The organism is Pseudoalteromonas sp. RWi3 (assembly GCF_054960735.1).
On sequence record NZ_JBHNYL010000017.1, the window covers coordinates 1 to 19161 of the forward strand.

Below are 19161 nucleotides of genomic sequence, written 5' to 3' on the forward strand. Positions count from 1 at the left end.
ATCTGTACGAGTGCCCACACAGATGATTGCTTTATATTGTTAAAGAACGTTGCGATTAAAGCGCTTTACTTTATCTCGCTAGGGCTGCGCATGTTACGCTTTCCTATTTTTTTGTCAACACTTAATTTTAAACTTTTTAAAAATCTAAACTTAAGTTTTACTCGACTTACCAAGTGACTTGCTTGCCTCGCTAAGCGTTGCCTGCTCTGCTGTCTTAGTAGGGTCGCATTATAGGGAGAACAGATTTTTACGCAAGCGTTTTTAAACGCTTTTTTGCATTTAATTTTTACCCCAAAGATACACCATACAGAAACACAGGTTACCCACAAAACCCTGTGGGTAACTGATTATTTTGTGGTGTTTACTAAACTATTTATCACGCTTGTGGTAAGTTGCGCCGCATATTTACAACTCGTTTATTAGGCAACACACATGACAGATATAATAAATAGTATAAGTGGTCTCTTATGGGGTCATATTTTGGTGTACTTATTAATAGCCGCAGGACTATTTTTTACAATACGTCTTGGCTTTATTCAATTCTTACAATTCCCGCATATGGTCAAAGTAATGTTCCAAAGCCGTCAAGGTTCAGATGGCGGTATCTCCTCTTTCCAAGCATTTTGTACTTCTTTAGCAGCCCGTGTTGGCACCGGTAATATGGCAGGTGTTGCTGTTGCGCTTTATTTAGGTGGTGCTGGTGCTATTTTTTGGATGTGGCTAATAGCTTTAATAGGTATGGCAACTAGTTTTGCAGAGAGCACATTAGCTCAGGCATATAAAACTCGCGATGATGAAGGTAATTTTCGCGGTGGCCCTGCTTACTACATGGAATACGGTCTTGGCAAACGTTGGATGGGCGTAGTGTTTTCACTGTGCTTAATTTTAGCCTTTGGTCTAGTTTTTAATGCTGTGCAGTCAAACTCTATTGCCGCTGCTTTTGAAGTTGCCTTCGGTATACCTAACTACATAGTAGGTATAGCACTTGTTATTGGCTCTGGCATCATCATATTTGGTGGTCTAAAAACGATTTCTCGATTTGCTGAATTAGCAGTGCCTTTTATGGCCGCCGCCTACCTAATTGTTGCACTATATATATGTGCTGTAAATTACACTGAATTACCTGATGTATTTATGCATGTAATTAGAAGTGCTTTTGGTCTTGAGCAAGCTGGGGCTGGTGCAATTGGTTATGGTGTTATGCAAGCGATGATCCAAGGGATCAAGCGCGGATTATTCTCAAACGAAGCAGGTATGGGTAGCGCTGCGAACGCTGCTGCAACCGCAACACCCAATCCACCTCACCCTGCTTCACAAGGTTATGTACAAATGCTAGGTGTATTTGTAGATACTATTATTATTTGTACAGCAACAGCTGCACTTATTTTATTATCTGAACAGTTAGTACCAGGCTCCAATGTAACGGGGATAGCACTAACACAAGCAGCCCTTGAAGAGCATGTTGGTAGCTGGGGCGCAATATTTGTTGCAGTCGCTATTTTGTTTTTTGCTTTTACATCAATTGTTGCCAATTATTCTTATGCTGAAACAAACTTAATGTTCTTAGAGCATAACCATGCATCAGGTATGTTGATATTTAGGTTACTAGTACTAGGTATGGTTATGTTTGGTGCGCTTGGCGAATTACCACTTGTATGGACTTTAGCGGATGTATCTATGGGCTTAATGGCGATAGTGAACGTAATCGCATTATTTATGCTGTCTGGTGTTGTAGTATGGCTTGCTAAAGATTATAACGCTCAACGACGCGCTGGAAAATTACCGACGTTTGATCCTAGCAAAAACGATAAGCTCAATAAAACGATTCCAAAGGGTATTTGGCATAAGTAACGCTAAACTGCTTTAAGTTAAAAACCCGAAATAGCCATTTCGGGTTTTTTATTGTCTGAGCCCTGCTTGTATATTAGTAATGACAGTACCCCCTGCAACCGCCTCGATTAAACACATTGGCACCATATAGTATCTCTGATCTTTTTATAAGTAATTAATTGAGCAGTTGACACAACACTATTAATACACTGTGTAGCATTAGAACAAATAACTGGATACAAATTTTGGTTTAAGCATTTGATGAGACACAGTCACCATCTCCAGCTAACGTTCGCTATAGAGTTAGTTAGGGATTAATTTGCGTTCTAAAAGACTTATGGCAGTTTTTACATATTCGCTAATTAAGTGGTCTACCTTTGAAATTGAAGAACTTATCGGTATCGAGGCGCATGGTTAGCTTATACAAATAATTAAGTATTAGCGCCAATTGGTATTAATTGTAATGACAAGTTTGCGGTGATCAAAGCTAGTATATTAATGAGCTAAGGTTTTGAAGCAAAAATATGAGACTTTAAGGTTTAAACAAACGAAGCAATTTATTGTAAATAGCAAGATGATAGTACGTTACTACTAATGAATACTGTTTATAGGAGATAGCTTAGTTGGAAGTAAAACTGAGGATATAGTGGTGCCCGAGGCCGGACTTGAACCGGCACGACTTGTTAGTCGAGGGATTTTAAATCCCTTGTGTCTACCAATTCCACCACTCGGGCATCGAGTTTGCTAATTAAAGCGTGTGGATTAATTATTTGGAGGCGGAACCCGGAGTCGAACCGGGGTAAACGGATTTGCAATCCGGTGCATGGCCACTCTGCCATTCCGCCTAAGCATATCAAATAATTTGGAGCGGCACACGAGGCTCGAACTCGTGACCTCGACCTTGGCAAGGTCGCGCTCTACCAACTGAGCTAGTGCCGCATAAATCATATTTTATCTCTTTTAAACTACCTTGGTAAAGTAATTTAAAGTGGTGCCCGAGGCCGGACTTGAACCGGCACGACTTGTTAGTCGAGGGATTTTAAATCCCTTGTGTCTACCAATTCCACCACTCGGGCATCGAGTTTGCTATTTAAAGCAAGTGGATAAAACTAATATGGAGCGGCACACGAGGCTCGAACTCGTGACCTCGACCTTGGCAAGGTCGCGCTCTACCAACTGAGCTAGTGCCGCATCATATTAATTCTATTTTTTACATAAACTAATTTATGTAACATTATTTTTATAAATTACACTTGGCGATGTAATTAAACCACAAAGTGGTGCCCGAGGCCGGACTTGAACCGGCACGACTTGTTAGTCGAGGGATTTTAAATCCCTTGTGTCTACCAATTCCACCACTCGGGCATCGAGTTTGCTATTTAAAGCATGTGGAGTGTTGTTGGAGGCGGAACCCGGAGTCGAACCGGGGTAAACGGATTTGCAATCCGGTGCATGGCCACTCTGCCATTCCGCCTCAATATCGGGGTTAGCCTTTAAGATAAACTGGAGCGGCACACGAGGCTCGAACTCGTGACCTCGACCTTGGCAAGGTCGCGCTCTACCAACTGAGCTAGTGCCGCTTTGTTTATCTAGGGGGCTATGCCCTCTCAACACGGACGCATTCTACAGAGATTATTAAACGCGTCAATACAAAAAATGCTAGTTTTGAACTGTTTGATTATTTTTTATCTAAAACGGTGCGTTATTAGACGTTTACAATCAATTTTTAGTCAATTCACCCCATGCAGCTACTAAATATTGCAGCATTGAACTCAATGTTAAGAAGGTTGCAATGTACAATAAGCCATAGCTTAAATACATCATCCACGTATCGTACTGCCAGATCAGGCCTATAATGGCTAACATTTGTGCAGCAGTTTTTATCTTGCCCATATTAGATACGGCAACATTACCTCTTTTGCCCTGCTCAGCCATCCATTCGCGTAAAGCCGATATAACTATCTCTCGGCTAATAATAATTAACGCTGGAATGGTCATATACATAGATTGATAGTAACTAGATAGTGCAACCAGTGCAGCGCACACCATTACTTTATCTGCGACTGGATCTAAAAATGCGCCAAAGGGCGTTGATTGCTCAAGCTTACGCGCTAGGTAACCATCAAGGATGTCGGTTATTGATGCTAGCCAAAAAATAAATGCGGCAGCAAAAAATGCCCATGAATAAGGTAAATAAAATATCACCAAAAAAATGGGGATAAGAAAAAGTCTAAAGGTTGTGAGTGTGTTTGGAATATTCCACATAACTACTTGGAGATGTCTTTTTTTCTATATTCGCACGAAGGGCTAGCCCTTGTCATGCAAATGATTAAATATCTTCTCAGCCATGTCAGGGCTGATCCCAGGAACTTGCTTTAATTGATCTATATTAGCAGCTTTTACACCCTGCATGCCCCCTAAATATTTTAATAATGTTTGACGTCTAACGGAGCCAACACCGCTAATCTCTTCTAGCAATGACTGGGTGCGTTGTTTTTGACGTTTATTTCGGTGCCCTGCAATTGCAAAGCGGTGCGATTCATCACGAATATGCTGAATTAAGTGAAGCGCTGGTGCATCAGAGTCCATTGGTATGGTTTTTCTACCACCATCAATTAAAAGTGTTTCCAAACCTGGCTTGCGGCTAGTTCCTTTTGCAACACCAACCAATAATGGCATTTTTGAATGCGGCCAAGTTTCAAAATATTGTTCAGCACGAGAAAGCTGCCCTTTCCCGCCATCAATAAATATAACATCAGGGATTTTATCTTCCGCGACAAGCTTGTTGTAACGCTTATTTAATGCGAACTCCATTGCTGCATAATCATCGCCCCCAGTTATACCTGTTACATTAAAGCGACGATATTCTTTATTATTAGGTCCTTGAGAGTCAAATACAACACAACTTGCCACTGTATTTTCACCCATTGTATGGCTGATATCAAAACATTCCATTCTATTGATATCATCAAGCCCTAATGTTGCCTTGAGCTGAGCGTAGCGTTTATTTATTGAGTCGATAGTACTTTGTTTTACAGTGATGCTATTTAATGCATTTTTATTGGCTAACTGTAAATATTGAAAGCGCTCGCCTCGGGTTACTGTTTTTAAAGTTACTTTTCGCTCACTTATTTGACCCATAGCATCACCGAGAACATCAGCTTCATCAAGTGTAAAAGGTAAAATAACTTCTTTTGCAATTCTTCCAGTAGCCCCTGGCGCAAGATAATATTGACCTAAGAACGATGTAAGGATTTCTTCTTGCGATGAATCTTTTGGCACTTTTGGAAAATATGTTTTACTGCCGAGCACTTTATGGTCACGAATCATCAACAAATGAATACCATTTAAGCCATTTAAGTGAGCAAAGCCTACAACATCCATTTCAGCGTGATTGCCTGAAATAGACTGCTGCTCTTGCATTTTGCGCAGTAGCATTATTTGGTCACGAACTTTGGCTGCTAGTTCAAATTGGAGCGCATTACTGGCAATTTCCATTTTATTTACAAGCTCGGCAATAACCTCATGTGACTTACCCGTCAAAAACTTTCGAACATAATCGACTTGTTGAGTATATTCTTCATCAGTTACTTTATTAACACACGGTGCTGAACAACGTTTAAGTTGATATTGCAAACAGGGACGACTGCGCGCTCTGTAATATGCATCTTCACACTGACGAACTGGAAATATCTTCTGCATTAGTCTTAAGCTTTCAGACACAGCACCAGCACTTGGGAAAGGACCAAAGTATTCGCCTTTGACCTTTCGGCTACCACGGTGGAACGCCAAACGAGGGTGTTTATGAGACGTTAGCAATATGTAAGGGTAAGACTTATCATCACGTAACAAAATGTTGTAACGCGGCTGATATTTTTTTATTAGGTTGTTTTCAAGCAGAAGCGCTTCAGTTTCGGTGTTAGTAAGCGTAACTTCAATACCATTGATATTGCTAACTAAAACACGAGTTTTGCTGTCTGTTACGTTACTTCTAAAGTAACTAGTTACCCGCTTTTTTAAATTTTTAGCTTTGCCGACATAGATGACTTTTTGTTCACTATCAAGCATCCGATATACACCAGGTTCACTTGATAGTGTTTTTAAAAAATGCGCGTGATCAAATTGAGTCATAAAGCAGATTAATTTGCGCTATCAATATCAATCATTTTATACCGAATTGCTAAGTGTGTTAGCTCTACATCCCCACTCACATTAAGTTTTTCAAACATGCGATAGCGGTAACTATTCACAGTTTTTGCACTTAAATTTAATCGCTCGGCAATGTCTTGAACTTTTTGCCCTTTTGTAATCATGAGCATTATCTGTAGCTCACGCTCAGATAAACAGTGAAATGGGTTTTCATCTGTTCGGCCTGTTACCTGCGCCAAAGCTATTTGTTGGGCTATGTTAGGCGCAATATAGCGTTGGCCTGCATTAACAGCCCTAATAGCATTAACCATTTCATCTGAGCCCGCATCTTTGGTCAGAAACCCGTGCGCACCTATTTGCATAACTTTACTAGGAAATGGGTCTTCGCATTGCACTGTTAGTACGATAATTTTCACATCAGGACAGTAACGGCAAATCTTTTTTGTCGCCTCCAATCCACCGATCCCAGGCATGTTCATATCCATTAATACAATATCTGGCGAATTTTGCCGACAAAACTGAACAGCTTCTTCACCTGTTTTTGCCTCGCCAACAACCTTAAAACCCCGAATATCATCTAGAATACGTCTGATCCCTGTACGCACAAGTTCATGATCATCAACTAGAAGTACATTAATCAATGGAACACCCTCATATAACCTAAAAACATGCCCTAATGGCAAAATTAATGCGTCACATTAACACATAAAGCTGAAACGATAACAGTATTATCGTTTCACAAACTTCAAATTAGGCTGATTGTTTTTCACTAAAACGATCAACCCACAATGCGATGACACCGTCTCCCGTTACATTACATGCCGTACCGAAGCTATCTTGGGCTAAATAAAGTGCAATCATTAACGCTACAGCGCCTTCGTTAAATCCTAACATACTGGTTAACAAGCCTAATGCAGACATTACTGCACCACCCGGCGCCCCTGGTGCAGCAATCATAACTACCCCAAGCATCATAATAAATGGCAACATACCAACAAGTGAAGGCACGCCCATATTGGGTGATAAGAACATAACGGCCATCGCACATGTTACGATAGTAATGGTCGAACCTGAGAGGTGGATAGTCGCGCATAAAGGCACACTAAAGTTAGCAACATCTTCTTTTACGTTGTTTGCTTTACTCGCTCGCAAAGAAACCGGGATTGTTGCTGCACTCGACATAGTACCTAACGCTGTAAAATAAGCTGGTAGCATATTTTTTATTAACTCAACAGGATTACGCTTTAATAAAATACCACTGCCGATATAAAGAATACTTAACCATACCCAGTGCATTACAAGCGCAGCGATAAGTACAACTCCAAACGTTTGTAAGGTATCAACAACGGTGCCAGCCACAGTCATTTCAGCAAATACACCCGCAATGTAAAAAGGTAAAGCAGGAATAATGACCTTAGCGAGTAACGCATCAATCACATCTCGCCCCTGATCAGACACTTTCTTAAGCGTTTCTAATTGTAATTGACTCATGCCAATACCAAAAACAAATGCAGTTGCAAGAGCAGTCATTACCCCCATCAATGGTGGAATTTCTATATCAATAAAGCTTGTAACTTCAGTAACAACTTCAGCTTCAAATGTTAGGCCACCATCAAAAAGCGGAATCACTGCACTGATTACTAAAAAAGCCAATGTACCAGCAATGACTGTTGAACCATACGCAAAGCCAACTGTTTTCCCCAGAAGGTGACCTGACCCTTTAGGTAAGCCCGCAATTCCCGAGGCAATAAAAAATAAAATTATTAAAGGAATAGTAAAAGAAATTATTTGTCCGATAATTTCTTTCGCGGTGTAAAGAAGCTCAACACCTATCAGTGGCGCATACAAGCCCACTAAAATACCACCGAGAATACCGGCTATTAATTTGAGTATTAAATTCATAACGTTCACTTTAAGATATAGATATTAACCTTTTACCACGTTTTAATTTATTTTTGTTATAAATTAGGCAGATTTATGTTTAATCGTATAAATTACCACCACAACAGGGCTCAAACTGATTTAAACGTAAATATATGCGCCCTATCGCGTTGCATTTGTTAACAAACATGCAAATTTATAACATATCCATAGTTTGAACTTTTATAAGCATTTATGTACAAATCAATTATCTGTGCAGCCTTTATCAGCGCTTCCTTTAACGCTATTTCGGCCACTCAACCTATTAAACTACCTTACATCCCTCAATCAGCCACTGTAAATGGAAAATTAGATGAACCAAGCTGGAAACAAGCCAGAAAAATAGTCATAGATAATGTAACTTGGCCTTACGAAAATACTAAAAGCCCGGTGAACACCAACGTATACGTTTACGAAAATGGTGAAACTCTTTTTATCGGATTTGATGCACAAGATTCAAACCCTGAAGATATTCGCGCATTTTATCGTGATCGTGATGCTGCTTGGGACGATGACTTAGTCGGTTTAAAGATAGACTCTTACAATAATTCCCAACTTGCATATCAATTTTTTATAAACCCTCTTGGTGTCCAACAAGATTCAATTGAAAATGAACTCACTAAAAGCGAAAGTTCATCATGGGACGGTATTTGGGATAGTGTGGGCATTATCCATGAAAATGGTTACACGGTTGAAGTAGCTATACCACTTCGTGTCCTAAATTTTGATGACAGCATTGCTACTAAAACCATGGCTATGGAGTTTTTGCGATTTTTACCTAGGAGCGAACGTTTGCGTATTTCTAGTATGAAAATAGATCACGGAAACAATTGTTGGATTTGCCAAATGCCTAGTTACATGGGTTTTAACCAAGCAAAACAAGGCAATAATATAGCAATAATTCCCTCTGTAGTAACCGGGAAAAGTGAAAGTCGTGACATAAATAAAACAGAGGTTGATAAATGGCAAGCAGATCAAAATACAGAAGTAAGCCTTGACCTAAAATGGGGGATCACCCCTGATATTACCCTTAACGCCACTCTCAACCCTGACTTCTCTCAAGTAGAAGCCGACGTTGCTCAATTAAGTGTTAATAATAACTTTAGTTTATTCTTCCCTGAGAAGCGGGCATTCTTTTTAGATAACGCAGATTATTTTGCGTCTACATTGAATCTAATACACACTCGCAATATTGCAGAGCCAGACTATGGAGCTAAAATTACAGGCAGCAAAAACGGCCATACTTTTGCAGGTTTTATAGCCAACGACAATCAAACAAACGTTTTAATACCCGGAAATTTAGGCTCTTCACTTGTTTCTCTTGATAGTAAAAGCGAAAACGCAGCACTACGTTATCGGTATGACTTTGAATCTGCTTTGTCACTGGGTTCAACAATTACACATCGCCAAAGTGATGACTATCACAACAGCGTATTTAGTCTTGATGCTAAGTACAAACCATCTGTTAATGATACGTTTTTATTGCAAGTATTACAGTCTGATACGCACTACAGTGATGAGTTTGTAAATGAACTTTGTGATGGGGATAATTGCTTAGTTAGCAACCCAGAGCCTTGTGAATTAAATCAAGATTGTGATTTTAATGAAGGTGTATTGCGGGTTCTCGAGCTACAAAAAAAATCAGGCAACGGCTATTTCATAAAATACGAACATGATGAAAAATATTGGCGTGCATTCGCAGATTACCAATACCGGGATGCTGATTTGCGTGCTGATTTAGGTTTTATTTCACAAGTTGATTTTCAAAAGTTTACCACTGGTGGGGAATACCGCTGGTATGGTGACAAGCACAACTGGTGGAATCGTGCTAACTGGTATGCAGATTGGGATATTACGCACAACGAAAATAATGAGTTAATAGAAAAAGAAGCCCAAACAAGCTTTTCAATCAATGGACCTCTACAAAGTTATTTTGAACTCTCCATGGAGCATCGTAACCGTAAAGGGCTTCGTCATGATCAATCTCGCTTAGATATAGATACCAACACCGACCTATTCAGTGAAAATGGTATTGGCTTTTATAGTAACTTTAAGCCTAAAGCTGGATTATTTGCATCTTTATATATCTATACTGGTAATGCGGTTGACTTGGCCAATAATCGTGTAGGCAACAAACTTCGTATCCGCCCAATTTTGAATATGAATCTAGGTAAACATTTCGAAGTGCGCCTTCGCCACACCTATGAAACACTCGATGCAGATGGACGTGACGTATTTACCGCTAATTTAAGCGATGTGCGTTTTACCTATCAGTTCAATGTTAATAGTTTTTTAAGGCTTGCTGTCATCTACACAGATCTCGAGCGTAATAAAAGTAATTACATTGACAATGTAGACAGTCAATATAAAAAATTAGCCACACAGCTGTTGTATTCTTACAAATTAAACCCACAAACAGTTTTCTTTGCAGGCTACTCCGATACGGGCTATCAAGATGATGAGCTTTCATCTATTACCAAAGAACAGCGCACTTTATTTGCTAAATTTAGCTATGCTTGGCTTTTATAGTTGGTTATTTAGCTCATTTGAATCTAGGGATTAATTTTAGATGCCAACCAGTAATATTAGTGCTTATGACTAAATGCTATAAGCCTATTCGCTATATGTTATAGCCAAACTTTACTTTCGTTTTTTATGGGGCAAAGTAAAGTGTGGTCATTACAGATCGAACACATACGTGATTTGATCCCGATTGAATTTATTGCTTCCAAGGGAACATTATGTCTAACATTTTTGAAGATAACTCATTAGCGATTGGTAACACACCAATCGTCAAGCTTAATCGCGTAACGTCTGGGAATGTATTTGCTAAAATAGAATCTCGTAATCCAAGCTTCAGTGTTAAATGCCGTATAGGCGCTTCAATGATTTGGGAAGCAGAAAAATCGGGCGTTCTAACTAAAGATAAAGAATTAATCGAACCGACATCTGGTAATACAGGTATCGCGCTTGCTTTTGTTGCAGCTTCACGCGGTTACAAATTAACGCTAACTATGCCAAACACAATGAGCTTAGAGCGTCGTAAACTACTTAAAGCATTGGGTGCAAACCTAGTGTTGACAGATGGCGCTAAAGGCATGAACGGCGCAATTGAAAAAGCGAAAGAAATTCAAGCAAGTGCACCTGAAAAATATATTCTTTTACAACAATTCGAAAACCCTGCGAATCCTAAAATTCATTTTGAAACAACGGGTCCTGAAATTTTTGAAGCGATGGACGGTAAAATAGACATTTTTGTTGCTGGTGTTGGTACAGGCGGCACAATCACAGGTGTTAGCCGTTATCTAAAACTTGAAAAAGGCCTAGATATGTTATCTGTTGCTGTTGAGCCAACAAACTCACCCGTTATCAGCCAAACACTCGCTGGCGAAGAAGTTAAACCTGGACCTCATAAAATTCAAGGTATTGGTGCAGGCTTTATCCCAGGCAACCTAGACTTAGAAGTAGTTGATGTTGCAGAGCAAGTATCCAATGAAGATGCTATTTCAATGGCTCATGAGCTTATGAAAAACGAAGGTATTCTAGTTGGTATTTCATCAGGTGCCGCTGTTGTAGCTGCTAAACGCCTTGCTGAAAAACCTGAAAACGCAGATAAAAACATTGTGGTTATTTTACCGAGTGCAACTGAGCGTTACCTTTCTAGCCCATTATTTGCTGACGAATTTTCTGATCAAGAACTCGTACAGTAATATATTTTAGAGGCACTAAATATCTCAAGCCCCGCATCTATGCGGGGTTTTTATTTAATATTATTTAAATTAAGCCTAAGCCTAAGCCTAAGCCTAAAATAATATTAAAAAATACAGTAAATGCTTCACACAAGGTTTGCTCGAATATTCAACTGTTTTGAGTAATCCCGAAATTTTTGCACCTAATATCTACACAATTTCACTTGAATATTTGATCTAATACAGGATATTTAAAATCACAGGTTAAATAACGTTGAGCCAGAATATATCAAAGCAGCTTTTAACACTTTCTCGCAAACAAACAAACGCACGAAAACGCATGCGATTGCTCGCTGTGTCATTATTTTTTTGAGAGTACTAGCAGAGCCGATATTGCAAAACGTCTCAATATAGCCCGAAGTAGCGTTAATAAATAGGTTTCTAGTTACCTAGAACATGGAGTTAATGGCTTAGAAAATAAGCCCATTCAAGGGCATCCATCTAGGCTGCAACAGCCACAACTTAAACAACTATCTGAATATATAAAGCGCACGAGTACAGAACTTCAAGGCGGCGCCTTATCGGTGAAGCTATTGTACAGTACATCAATACTGAATTTGGTGTTCACTACCTCTTACATCATGTTTATAAAGTACTGAAACGATCCTTCACATCTCAGGGCATCTGCCATTAGATCGTACTGATGTCTGGTTTCAAGTCAGGCGCGATTTGGGCAACAAAATCTGACTACGCAGATCTGGGTTGAAACAGGCACTCGCCCACGGATTGTAAAACAACAGCAGTATGGGTATTTATTTGGTGCAATATGCGCTGCGGTAGGCCAAACAGGATCATTAGTCAGTCCATTCGTAATTAAAGAAGCGATGAGGCAACACATGAGTCAGATATTACAGTCCACACCAGTAGGAAGGTATGTAATCACTTTATTTCAATACCGACACGAGTGAAGAAAATGTGCAATCGTGAATGGATAAAATTGATTTAATCTTTATGCGGATTGGTATTAGAACTGCACTAAGGATTTATTAAATCAATCTTAATGATGGCTCTAACAAAAAAGCAAGCCAGGTGGCTTGCTTTTTAAAGTCAAAGAGGTGCAAAACTTACACCTTTAAGTAATCCATGATCCCTTCGGCAGCGTTACGCCCCTCAAAGATTGCGGTTACTACTAAGTCTGAACCGCGAACGATATCACCACCAGCAAAGATTTTCGGGTTAGTGGTTTGATGCGTAAACTCCCCCTGCTCTGGTGCATTAATGCCGCCCCAGTGGTTAATTTCAACATCGTACTTTTCTAACCAATCCATTTTGTGTGGTTTAAAACCAAACGCCATAAGTACTTGGTCGGCTTCGATTACATGCTCTGAGCCAGGTACGACTTCTGCGCGGCTACGACCGTTCTCATCAGGTTCACCCATTTGAGTTTTAACCATTCTCACGCCAGCAACATGACCTTTGTCGTCAAGTTCGATACCAGTAGGTTGCACGTTAAAGGTAAATTCAACACCTTCTTCTTTGGCATTTTTAACTTCACGCTTCGAACCTGGCATGTTTTCTTCATCACGGCGATAGGCACAAATTACTTTGTCAGCACCTTGACGAATCGATGTACGAACACAGTCCATCGCTGTATCACCACCACCGAGGACCACAACTTTTTGCTTAGCCATATCGATGTAAGCTTGGTTCGTTTCGTCATAGCCCATTACACGGTTAGTATTACCAATTAAGAACGGTAATGCATCATGTACACCCGGTGCGTCTTCATTTTCAAGGCCAGCACGCATACTTTGGTAAGTACCCACGCCTAAAAACACAGCGTCGTAATCAGCTAAAATCTCGTCCATGGTGATATCCACACCCACTTCCACATTAAGCTTAAACTCAACGCCCATTTCAGTGAATATTTCGCGGCGCTTTTGCATCACTTCTTTTTCAAGTTTGAAAGAAGGAATACCAAAGGTTAAGAGCCCACCAATTTCTGGGTGACGGTCAAATACCACCGGTTTCACACCATTTCGCACTAGAATATCTGCACAACCTAGTCCAGCAGGGCCTGCACCAATAATGGCTACTTTTTTATCTGTCCATGTCACATAAGACATGTCAGGTTTCCAACCCATTTTAAATGCAGTATCAGTGATATATTTTTCAATATTACCGATAGTTACTGCACCAAACTCTTCATCTAAAGTACATGAGCCTTCACATAATCTATCTTGTGGACAAACTCGGCCACATACTTCAGGTAAACTGTTAGTACGGTGAGACAGCTCTGCTGCCTCTAATATACGGCCTGTACGAATTAACTTTAACCACTGTGGGATATAATTATGTACTGGGCATTTCCACTCGCAATATGGGTTACCGCAATCTAAGCAACGATCTGCTTGTGAGTTTACTTGAGTCTCTGAAAAGGGTTCGTAAATTTCAACAAACGATTTCTTACGTGACGAAATAGGTTTCTTACGGGGATCAACCCGTTGCACGTCTATAAATTGATATACATTCTCGCTCATACTACCCCCTTACTGTGCTTGAACACGAAGTTCTGCACTACTGCGAGCGCGATGCCCGAGTAAACTTTTCACATCACTTGATTTTGGCTTAACTAACTTAAACTTAGGTAAGTAAGTTTCAAAATTCGCTAAGATAGTCTCTGCACGACTTGAACCTGTTAGCTCTAAGTGCTCGGCAATTAGACCGCGTAAGTGTTCTTGGTGAGAACTGAGTTCATCCAATACCACTATTTCTACGAGCTCTGGGTTAATGCGTTTTTCAAAGTCGTTACGCTCATCTAAAATATAAGCAAAACCACCTGTCATACCAGCACCAAAGTTAACCCCAACGTTACCAAGAACACACACAACACCACCAGTCATGTATTCACAGCCGTTATCACCTAAGCCCTCTACAACCGCTTGCACACCTGAGTTACGCACAGCAAAACGCTCACCTGCACAGCCTGCAGCAAATAACTTGCCGCCTGTAGCACCGTATAAACACGTGTTACCAGCAATCGTTGCTTTGTGGCTTTGAAATGATGAACCTAGCGGCGGACGAATAACTAACTTACCGCCAGCCATGCCTTTACCAACGTAATCGTTTGCATCACCTACAAGTGTCATCTCTAGGCCACCGGCATTCCACACACCAAATGATTGACCAGCAGTACCATGCAATTCAATTGATACAGGATCAGCAGCCATACCTTGGTTACCGTGTTTATCAGCTATATAGCCTGATAACATCGCTCCAACTGAACGGTCAGTATTACAGATACGATTAACCAGTGAAATTCCCGTACTTTCATCGATTGCTTGTTGTGCTTTTTCAAGTAACGTTTCGTTTAATTTACCTAAGTAATGTGACGAATTCGGTGCGCTACAATAAAGTGTTTCGCCCGTTGGGTTATTTGGCTGAGCAATCACAGAAGATAAATCAATCTTTTGTTGCTTCGCGGTTTTGCCTTCAATCGCTTCAAGTAAATCTAAACGGCCAATTAAATCGGTTAAATTTGCTACACCAAGACTTGCCATGATTTCGCGTGCTTCTTGTGCAATAAACTTAAAGTAGTTCATCGCCATTTCTGGCAGACCATGGTAATGATTTTGACGCAGTGTATCGTCTTGTGTTGCAACACCGGTTGCACAGTTGTTTAAGTGACAAATACGTAGATACTTACAGCCTAGTGCAACCATAGGTCCAGTACCAAAACCAAAGCTTTCAGCACCTAAAATAGCGGCTTTAATAATGTCTAAACCTGTTTTTAATCCGCCATCTGTTTGTAGACGAATACGATGACGCAGGCCATTTTCAACCAATGCCTGTTGGGTCTCTGCAAGACCAAGCTCCCATGGGCTACCCGCATACTTCACGGATGTTAATGGACTCGCACCGGTACCACCGTCATAACCTGAGATAGTGATTAAATCGGCATAAGCTTTAGCAACACCCGTGGCAATCGTACCCACTCCTGGCTCTGATACTAGTTTGACCGAGATGAGAGCTTTAGGGTTTACTTGTTTTAAATCAAAAATTAGCTGGGCTAAATCTTCAATTGAGTAAATATCGTGATGTGGTGGAGGCGAAATAAGGGTCACACCGGGTACTGAATAGCGCAGTTTAGCGATATACGGCGTTACTTTTTCACCTGGTAATTGGCCACCTTCGCCTGGTTTTGCACCTTGCGCCACTTTGATCTGAATAACATCAGCGCTGCGTAAGTAATGTGGTGTTACACCAAACCGGCCCGAGGCAACTTGCTTAATGCGCGAGTTTTTCTCAGTCCCGTAGCGTAGTTTATCTTCACCACCCTCACCTGAATTTGAGCAACCGCCTAAACGGTTCATCGCAATAGCCAGTGCTTCATGTGCTTCTGGTGACAACGCACCAATACTCATTGCCGCAGAGTCAAAACGTTTGTATAACTCAGTAGCAGGCTCAACATCATCAATGTTTATACCTTTCTCTGGCAATTTAAGCGCAAGCATGTCACGTAAAGTTGAAACTGGGCGCTTATTAACTAAATCGGCATACACGTTGTAATCTGTGTATTCACCTGAACGTACTGCTTTTTGCAATGTTTGAATAACGTCTGGGTTGTAGGTGTGGTATTCACCGCCATGTACATATTTAAGTAAACCGCCATGGCTTAACAGCTTGCGTTTACTGTGCGCTAATTGATGAAGTTTACGTTGGTCTTCATCAAAGTCGCTAAAACATGCGCCCTTAATTCGACTAGCTACACCATTAAAACAAGTATCAACTACATTATCTGACAAACCAACAGCTTCGAATAACATTGAACAACGATATGACGCAACGGTACTTATGCCCATTTTCGACATGATCTTGTACAAGCCTTTGTTTATCGCATTACGATATGCAAGAGTCACTTCGCAGTAGCTTTTCTTAATCACTTTTGAGTCGCTCATCGCAACCAATGATTCATAAGCAAGATATGGGTAGATTGCCGTTGCACCAAAACCAATTAGTACAGCAAATTGGTGCGCATCTCGTACACTACCGGTTTCAATAATAATGTTTGACTCGCAACGCAAGTTGTTATCTACAAGGCGTTTTTGTACAGCGCCCACAGCCATCGCTGCTGGGACTGGTAATTGATTTTCATCAAAATTACGGTCGCTCAAAAACAACATTACACAACCTGAAGCCGCTTTTTCTTGCGCTTCATCACAAATACGGGTGACCGCATTAGCTAAGCCTTCTTCTTTGCTATAAGTAATGTCAATTTTACAATAGCTATAGTGCGCTTGGTCGGCACTCAGTAACTGCTGCATATCTGCATACATCAAAATCGGTGTATCGAACTGCAAACGTTTAGCGTGGCCTGTGGTTTCGTTAAATACATTTTGCTCGCTACCTATACAAGTAGCTAAAGACATAACGTGATTTTCACGAAGTGGATCGATTGGCGGGTTGGTTACTTGCGCAAATTTTTGGCGGAAGTAATCAAACAGCGAACGGTTCCCCTCAGAAAGTACGGCAAACGGTGTGTCATCACCCATAGAGCCTGTCGCTTCTTGACCAATTTCACCCATTACACGAATCACACTGTCGAGCTCTTCGTTAGTAAAGCCAAACATTTTTTGATATTTCAGTAAGGTTTGATCGTCAAATGAACGATTACCTGCATCTTGCTCTGATAATTGCTCGAATGGTGTTAAGCGTTTAACGTTTTCTTCAAGCCATGCTTTATAGGGGTGACGCGCTTTTAAATCTTGATCGATTTCATCAGAGTGCCAAATCTTGCCTAAATGTGTATCAATAACGAGAAGTTCACCCGGACCAACACGGCCTTTTTCAACCACTTCATCAGCAGTGTAATCCCAAATACCCACTTCTGAGGCAAGTGTAATAAAGCCATCTTGTGTGATCACATAACGCGCAGGACGCAAACCGTTACGGTCTAGATTGCAGGCTGCAAAGCGACCATCAGACATAACGATACCCGCAGGACCATCCCACGGTTCCATATGCATTGAGTTAAAGTCATAAAACGCACGTAAGTCATCATCCATCGCACGGTTTTTCTGCCATGCAGGTGGCACAAGCATTCGCATAGCGCGGAATAAATCCATGCCACCAGCTAAGAATAGCTCAAGCATGTTATCTAAGCTTGATGAATCTGAGCCAGTTTCATTAACAAACGGAGCCGCTGTTTGTAAGTCAGGTATAAGTGGCGATGCAAACTTGTACGAGCGCGCACGCGCCCACTGACGATTACCTTGAATGGTATTGATCTCACCATTGTGCGCTAAATAACGAAATGGTTGAGCAAGTGGCCAGCGTGGTTGTGTGTTTGTTGAAAAGCGCTGATGAAAAACACAAATCGCACTGGTCATACGAATATCAGCTAAGTCTAAATAAAAGTTAGGTAAATCTACCGGCATCATCAAGCCTTTGTAGATAGTCACTAATCCTGACAAACTCGCTATGTAAAAACCTTCATCGTTACTCAAGCGTTTTTCAGCGCGGCGGCGTGCTACGTATAAACGACGCTCTAAATCTTTCGGACGCCAACCCTCTGGTGCACTTACAAAAATCTGTTCAAAATTCGGGAGTTGTTTCTTGGCAATAGGGCCCAAACACGATGCATCTGTCGGAACAACACGCCACCCCTGAATATTAAGCGTTTCTTTTTCGAGTTCTTCACTCAATACATCTTTGGCAGTTTGTGCAAGTACTGGATCTGCGTTTAAGAAAATCATGCCAACTGCATAGTTTTTACCTAAATGCCAATTCTGCTCACTGGCGATTGCGCGGAAAAAACTATCTGGTTTTTGCAACAATAAACCACAACCATCACCTGTTTTACCATCGGCAGAAATACCACCACGGTGTTCCATACGGTCAAGACCGGTGATCGCTGTTCTTATTAAGCGATGACTAGCCTGACCATTGACCTGGGCTATTAAGCCAAAGCCGCAATTATCTTTTTCTAATTTTGAGTCGTATAACATAGACCCCTCCCCTTGCTACAACAGCTAGCTATTAATGATCTTCTCGACGGTTTGCTAGCAGACAGTCAAAACTATCGCCAATTGTACATAGAGTCAATAGCATTATGAATACATATTCATATTCTTGAATATTTCTCACGCAAGTACAATCTTTTTATTTCGTGCCATTTTTTAACATTTAGCCGATAAACACTCATTATTTTTTTATGACACTGGTGTCAAATTTAACAACTTGTAAAAAACAGCCAACCCACAAACCACAGTTTACGTAAACGTAAGTCACCCATAAAATGCATAAATATTCACTATCGAGTTTGAGTGATGATTATTGCTGTTTTACATTGAGTATTAAATTATTGCTTATATAGATGGCGTAATTTGAGTGTACTTTTAAACATTGACTCATGGCATAGCTCTGTTGAACTGCATAAAATACACATAAATGCATAAATACCGCTTCACAATAACAGGCCTATTTTCCTGCCCCCTCATAACAGCATTATGAAATTGACCTTAAGGGAATGCTCAAAAAAGTGTCCGCTGCGGACACATTTGCTGTCCGCGGA

Annotated in this window: 9 protein-coding genes and 8 tRNA genes; 3 read left to right on the top strand and 14 right to left on the bottom strand. The window is 40.7% G+C overall.

Translation table 11 applies throughout. From position 1 onward, the window contains the following. Positions 1 to 432: 432 nt before the first annotated feature. On the top strand, positions 433 to 1851 hold the full coding sequence (locus ACFI4Z_RS16455; RefSeq protein WP_462671521.1) for an alanine/glycine:cation symporter family protein: 1419 nt from the start codon (positions 433 to 435) through the stop codon (positions 1849 to 1851). Positions 1852 to 2477: 626 nt separating this feature from the next. Here the strand turns inward: ACFI4Z_RS16455 and ACFI4Z_RS16460 are convergent. The 12 genes from ACFI4Z_RS16460 to ACFI4Z_RS16515 form a co-directional block, all read right to left on the bottom strand. Then, positions 2478 to 2564, bottom strand: a tRNA-Leu gene (locus ACFI4Z_RS16460). A 37-nt stretch (positions 2565 to 2601) separates the two neighbouring features. Beyond that, a tRNA-Cys gene (locus ACFI4Z_RS16465) sits at positions 2602 to 2675 on the bottom strand. A gap of 18 nt (positions 2676 to 2693) precedes the next feature. Next, positions 2694 to 2769, bottom strand: a tRNA-Gly gene (locus ACFI4Z_RS16470). Positions 2770 to 2819: 50 nt separating this feature from the next. Further along, positions 2820 to 2906 (bottom strand) — tRNA-Leu (locus ACFI4Z_RS16475). A 39-nt stretch (positions 2907 to 2945) separates the two neighbouring features. Next, a tRNA-Gly gene (locus tag ACFI4Z_RS16480) sits at positions 2946 to 3021 on the bottom strand. A gap of 87 nt (positions 3022 to 3108) precedes the next feature. Then, positions 3109 to 3195: transfer RNA gene (locus tag ACFI4Z_RS16485), tRNA-Leu, on the bottom strand. A gap of 35 nt (positions 3196 to 3230) precedes the next feature. Continuing rightward, positions 3231 to 3304, bottom strand: a tRNA-Cys gene (locus ACFI4Z_RS16490). Between the two features lie 30 nt (positions 3305 to 3334). Next, positions 3335 to 3410 (bottom strand) — tRNA-Gly (locus ACFI4Z_RS16495). A 139-nt stretch (positions 3411 to 3549) separates the two neighbouring features. Beyond that, positions 3550 to 4095 (bottom strand): CDP-diacylglycerol--glycerol-3-phosphate 3-phosphatidyltransferase, encoded by a 546-nt coding sequence (gene pgsA, locus ACFI4Z_RS16500; protein ID WP_099297102.1) that lies wholly within the window; start codon positions 4093 to 4095, stop codon positions 3550 to 3552. Between the two features lie 42 nt (positions 4096 to 4137). Beyond that, positions 4138 to 5961 (bottom strand): excinuclease ABC subunit UvrC, encoded by a 1824-nt coding sequence (uvrC, locus tag ACFI4Z_RS16505; RefSeq protein WP_462671522.1) that lies wholly within the window; start codon positions 5959 to 5961, stop codon positions 4138 to 4140. Between the two features lie 8 nt (positions 5962 to 5969). Continuing rightward, on the bottom strand, positions 5970 to 6620 hold the full coding sequence (uvrY, locus tag ACFI4Z_RS16510; protein ID WP_099297098.1) for a UvrY/SirA/GacA family response regulator transcription factor: 651 nt from the start codon (positions 6618 to 6620) through the stop codon (positions 5970 to 5972). Between the two features lie 109 nt (positions 6621 to 6729). Beyond that, positions 6730 to 7881: a dicarboxylate/amino acid:cation symporter gene (locus ACFI4Z_RS16515; protein WP_462671523.1), complete on the bottom strand. Its 1152-nt coding sequence runs from the start codon at positions 7879 to 7881 to the stop codon at positions 6730 to 6732. 213 nt (positions 7882 to 8094) lie between these two features. On the opposite strand from ACFI4Z_RS16515, the gene ACFI4Z_RS16520 reads away from it, so the two are divergent. Next, positions 8095 to 10428, top strand: coding sequence for a carbohydrate binding family 9 domain-containing protein (locus ACFI4Z_RS16520; RefSeq protein ID WP_462671524.1), 2334 nt, complete (start codon positions 8095 to 8097; stop codon positions 10426 to 10428). A 212-nt stretch (positions 10429 to 10640) separates the two neighbouring features. Beyond that, a complete protein-coding gene (cysK, locus tag ACFI4Z_RS16525) occupies positions 10641 to 11609 on the top strand; it encodes a cysteine synthase A (RefSeq protein WP_462671525.1) in 969 nt (322 codons plus the stop codon). Between the two features lie 1103 nt (positions 11610 to 12712). On the opposite strand, the gene ACFI4Z_RS16530 is transcribed toward cysK, so the two are convergent. Both ACFI4Z_RS16530 and gltB read right to left on the bottom strand, forming a co-directional pair. Continuing rightward, positions 12713 to 14128 carry an FAD-dependent oxidoreductase gene (locus ACFI4Z_RS16530; RefSeq protein WP_446887396.1) on the bottom strand — a complete coding sequence of 472 codons (1416 nt, stop codon included), beginning with the start codon at positions 14126 to 14128 and terminating at the stop codon, positions 12713 to 12715. Positions 14129 to 14137: 9 nt separating this feature from the next. Then, the gene (gltB, locus tag ACFI4Z_RS16535; RefSeq protein WP_462671526.1) at positions 14138 to 18595 is read right to left on the bottom strand and encodes a glutamate synthase large subunit; all 4458 of its coding nucleotides are present in this window, start codon (positions 18593 to 18595) and stop codon (positions 14138 to 14140) included. Positions 18596 to 19161: the final 566 nt, after the last annotated feature.

Excerpts from the sequence above, each read along its gene's own strand:
- cysK (WP_462671525.1), top strand. The coding sequence starts at position 10,641 with ATGTCTAACATTTTTGAAGATAACTCATTAGCGATTGGTAACACACCA.
- ACFI4Z_RS16515 (WP_462671523.1), bottom strand. The coding sequence starts at position 7,881 with ATGAATTTAATACTCAAATTAATAGCCGGTATTCTCGGTGGTATTTTA.
- ACFI4Z_RS16530 (WP_446887396.1), bottom strand. The coding sequence starts at position 14,128 with ATGAGCGAGAATGTATATCAATTTATAGACGTGCAACGGGTTGATCCC.
- uvrC (WP_462671522.1), bottom strand. The coding sequence starts at position 5,961 with ATGACTCAATTTGATCACGCGCATTTTTTAAAAACACTATCAAGTGAA.
- gltB (WP_462671526.1), bottom strand. The coding sequence starts at position 18,595 with ATGTTATACGACTCAAAATTAGAAAAAGATAATTGCGGCTTTGGCTTA.
- pgsA (WP_099297102.1), bottom strand. The coding sequence starts at position 4,095 with ATGTGGAATATTCCAAACACACTCACAACCTTTAGACTTTTTCTTATC.
- ACFI4Z_RS16520 (WP_462671524.1), top strand. The coding sequence starts at position 8,095 with ATGTACAAATCAATTATCTGTGCAGCCTTTATCAGCGCTTCCTTTAAC.
- ACFI4Z_RS16455 (WP_462671521.1), top strand. The coding sequence starts at position 433 with ATGACAGATATAATAAATAGTATAAGTGGTCTCTTATGGGGTCATATT.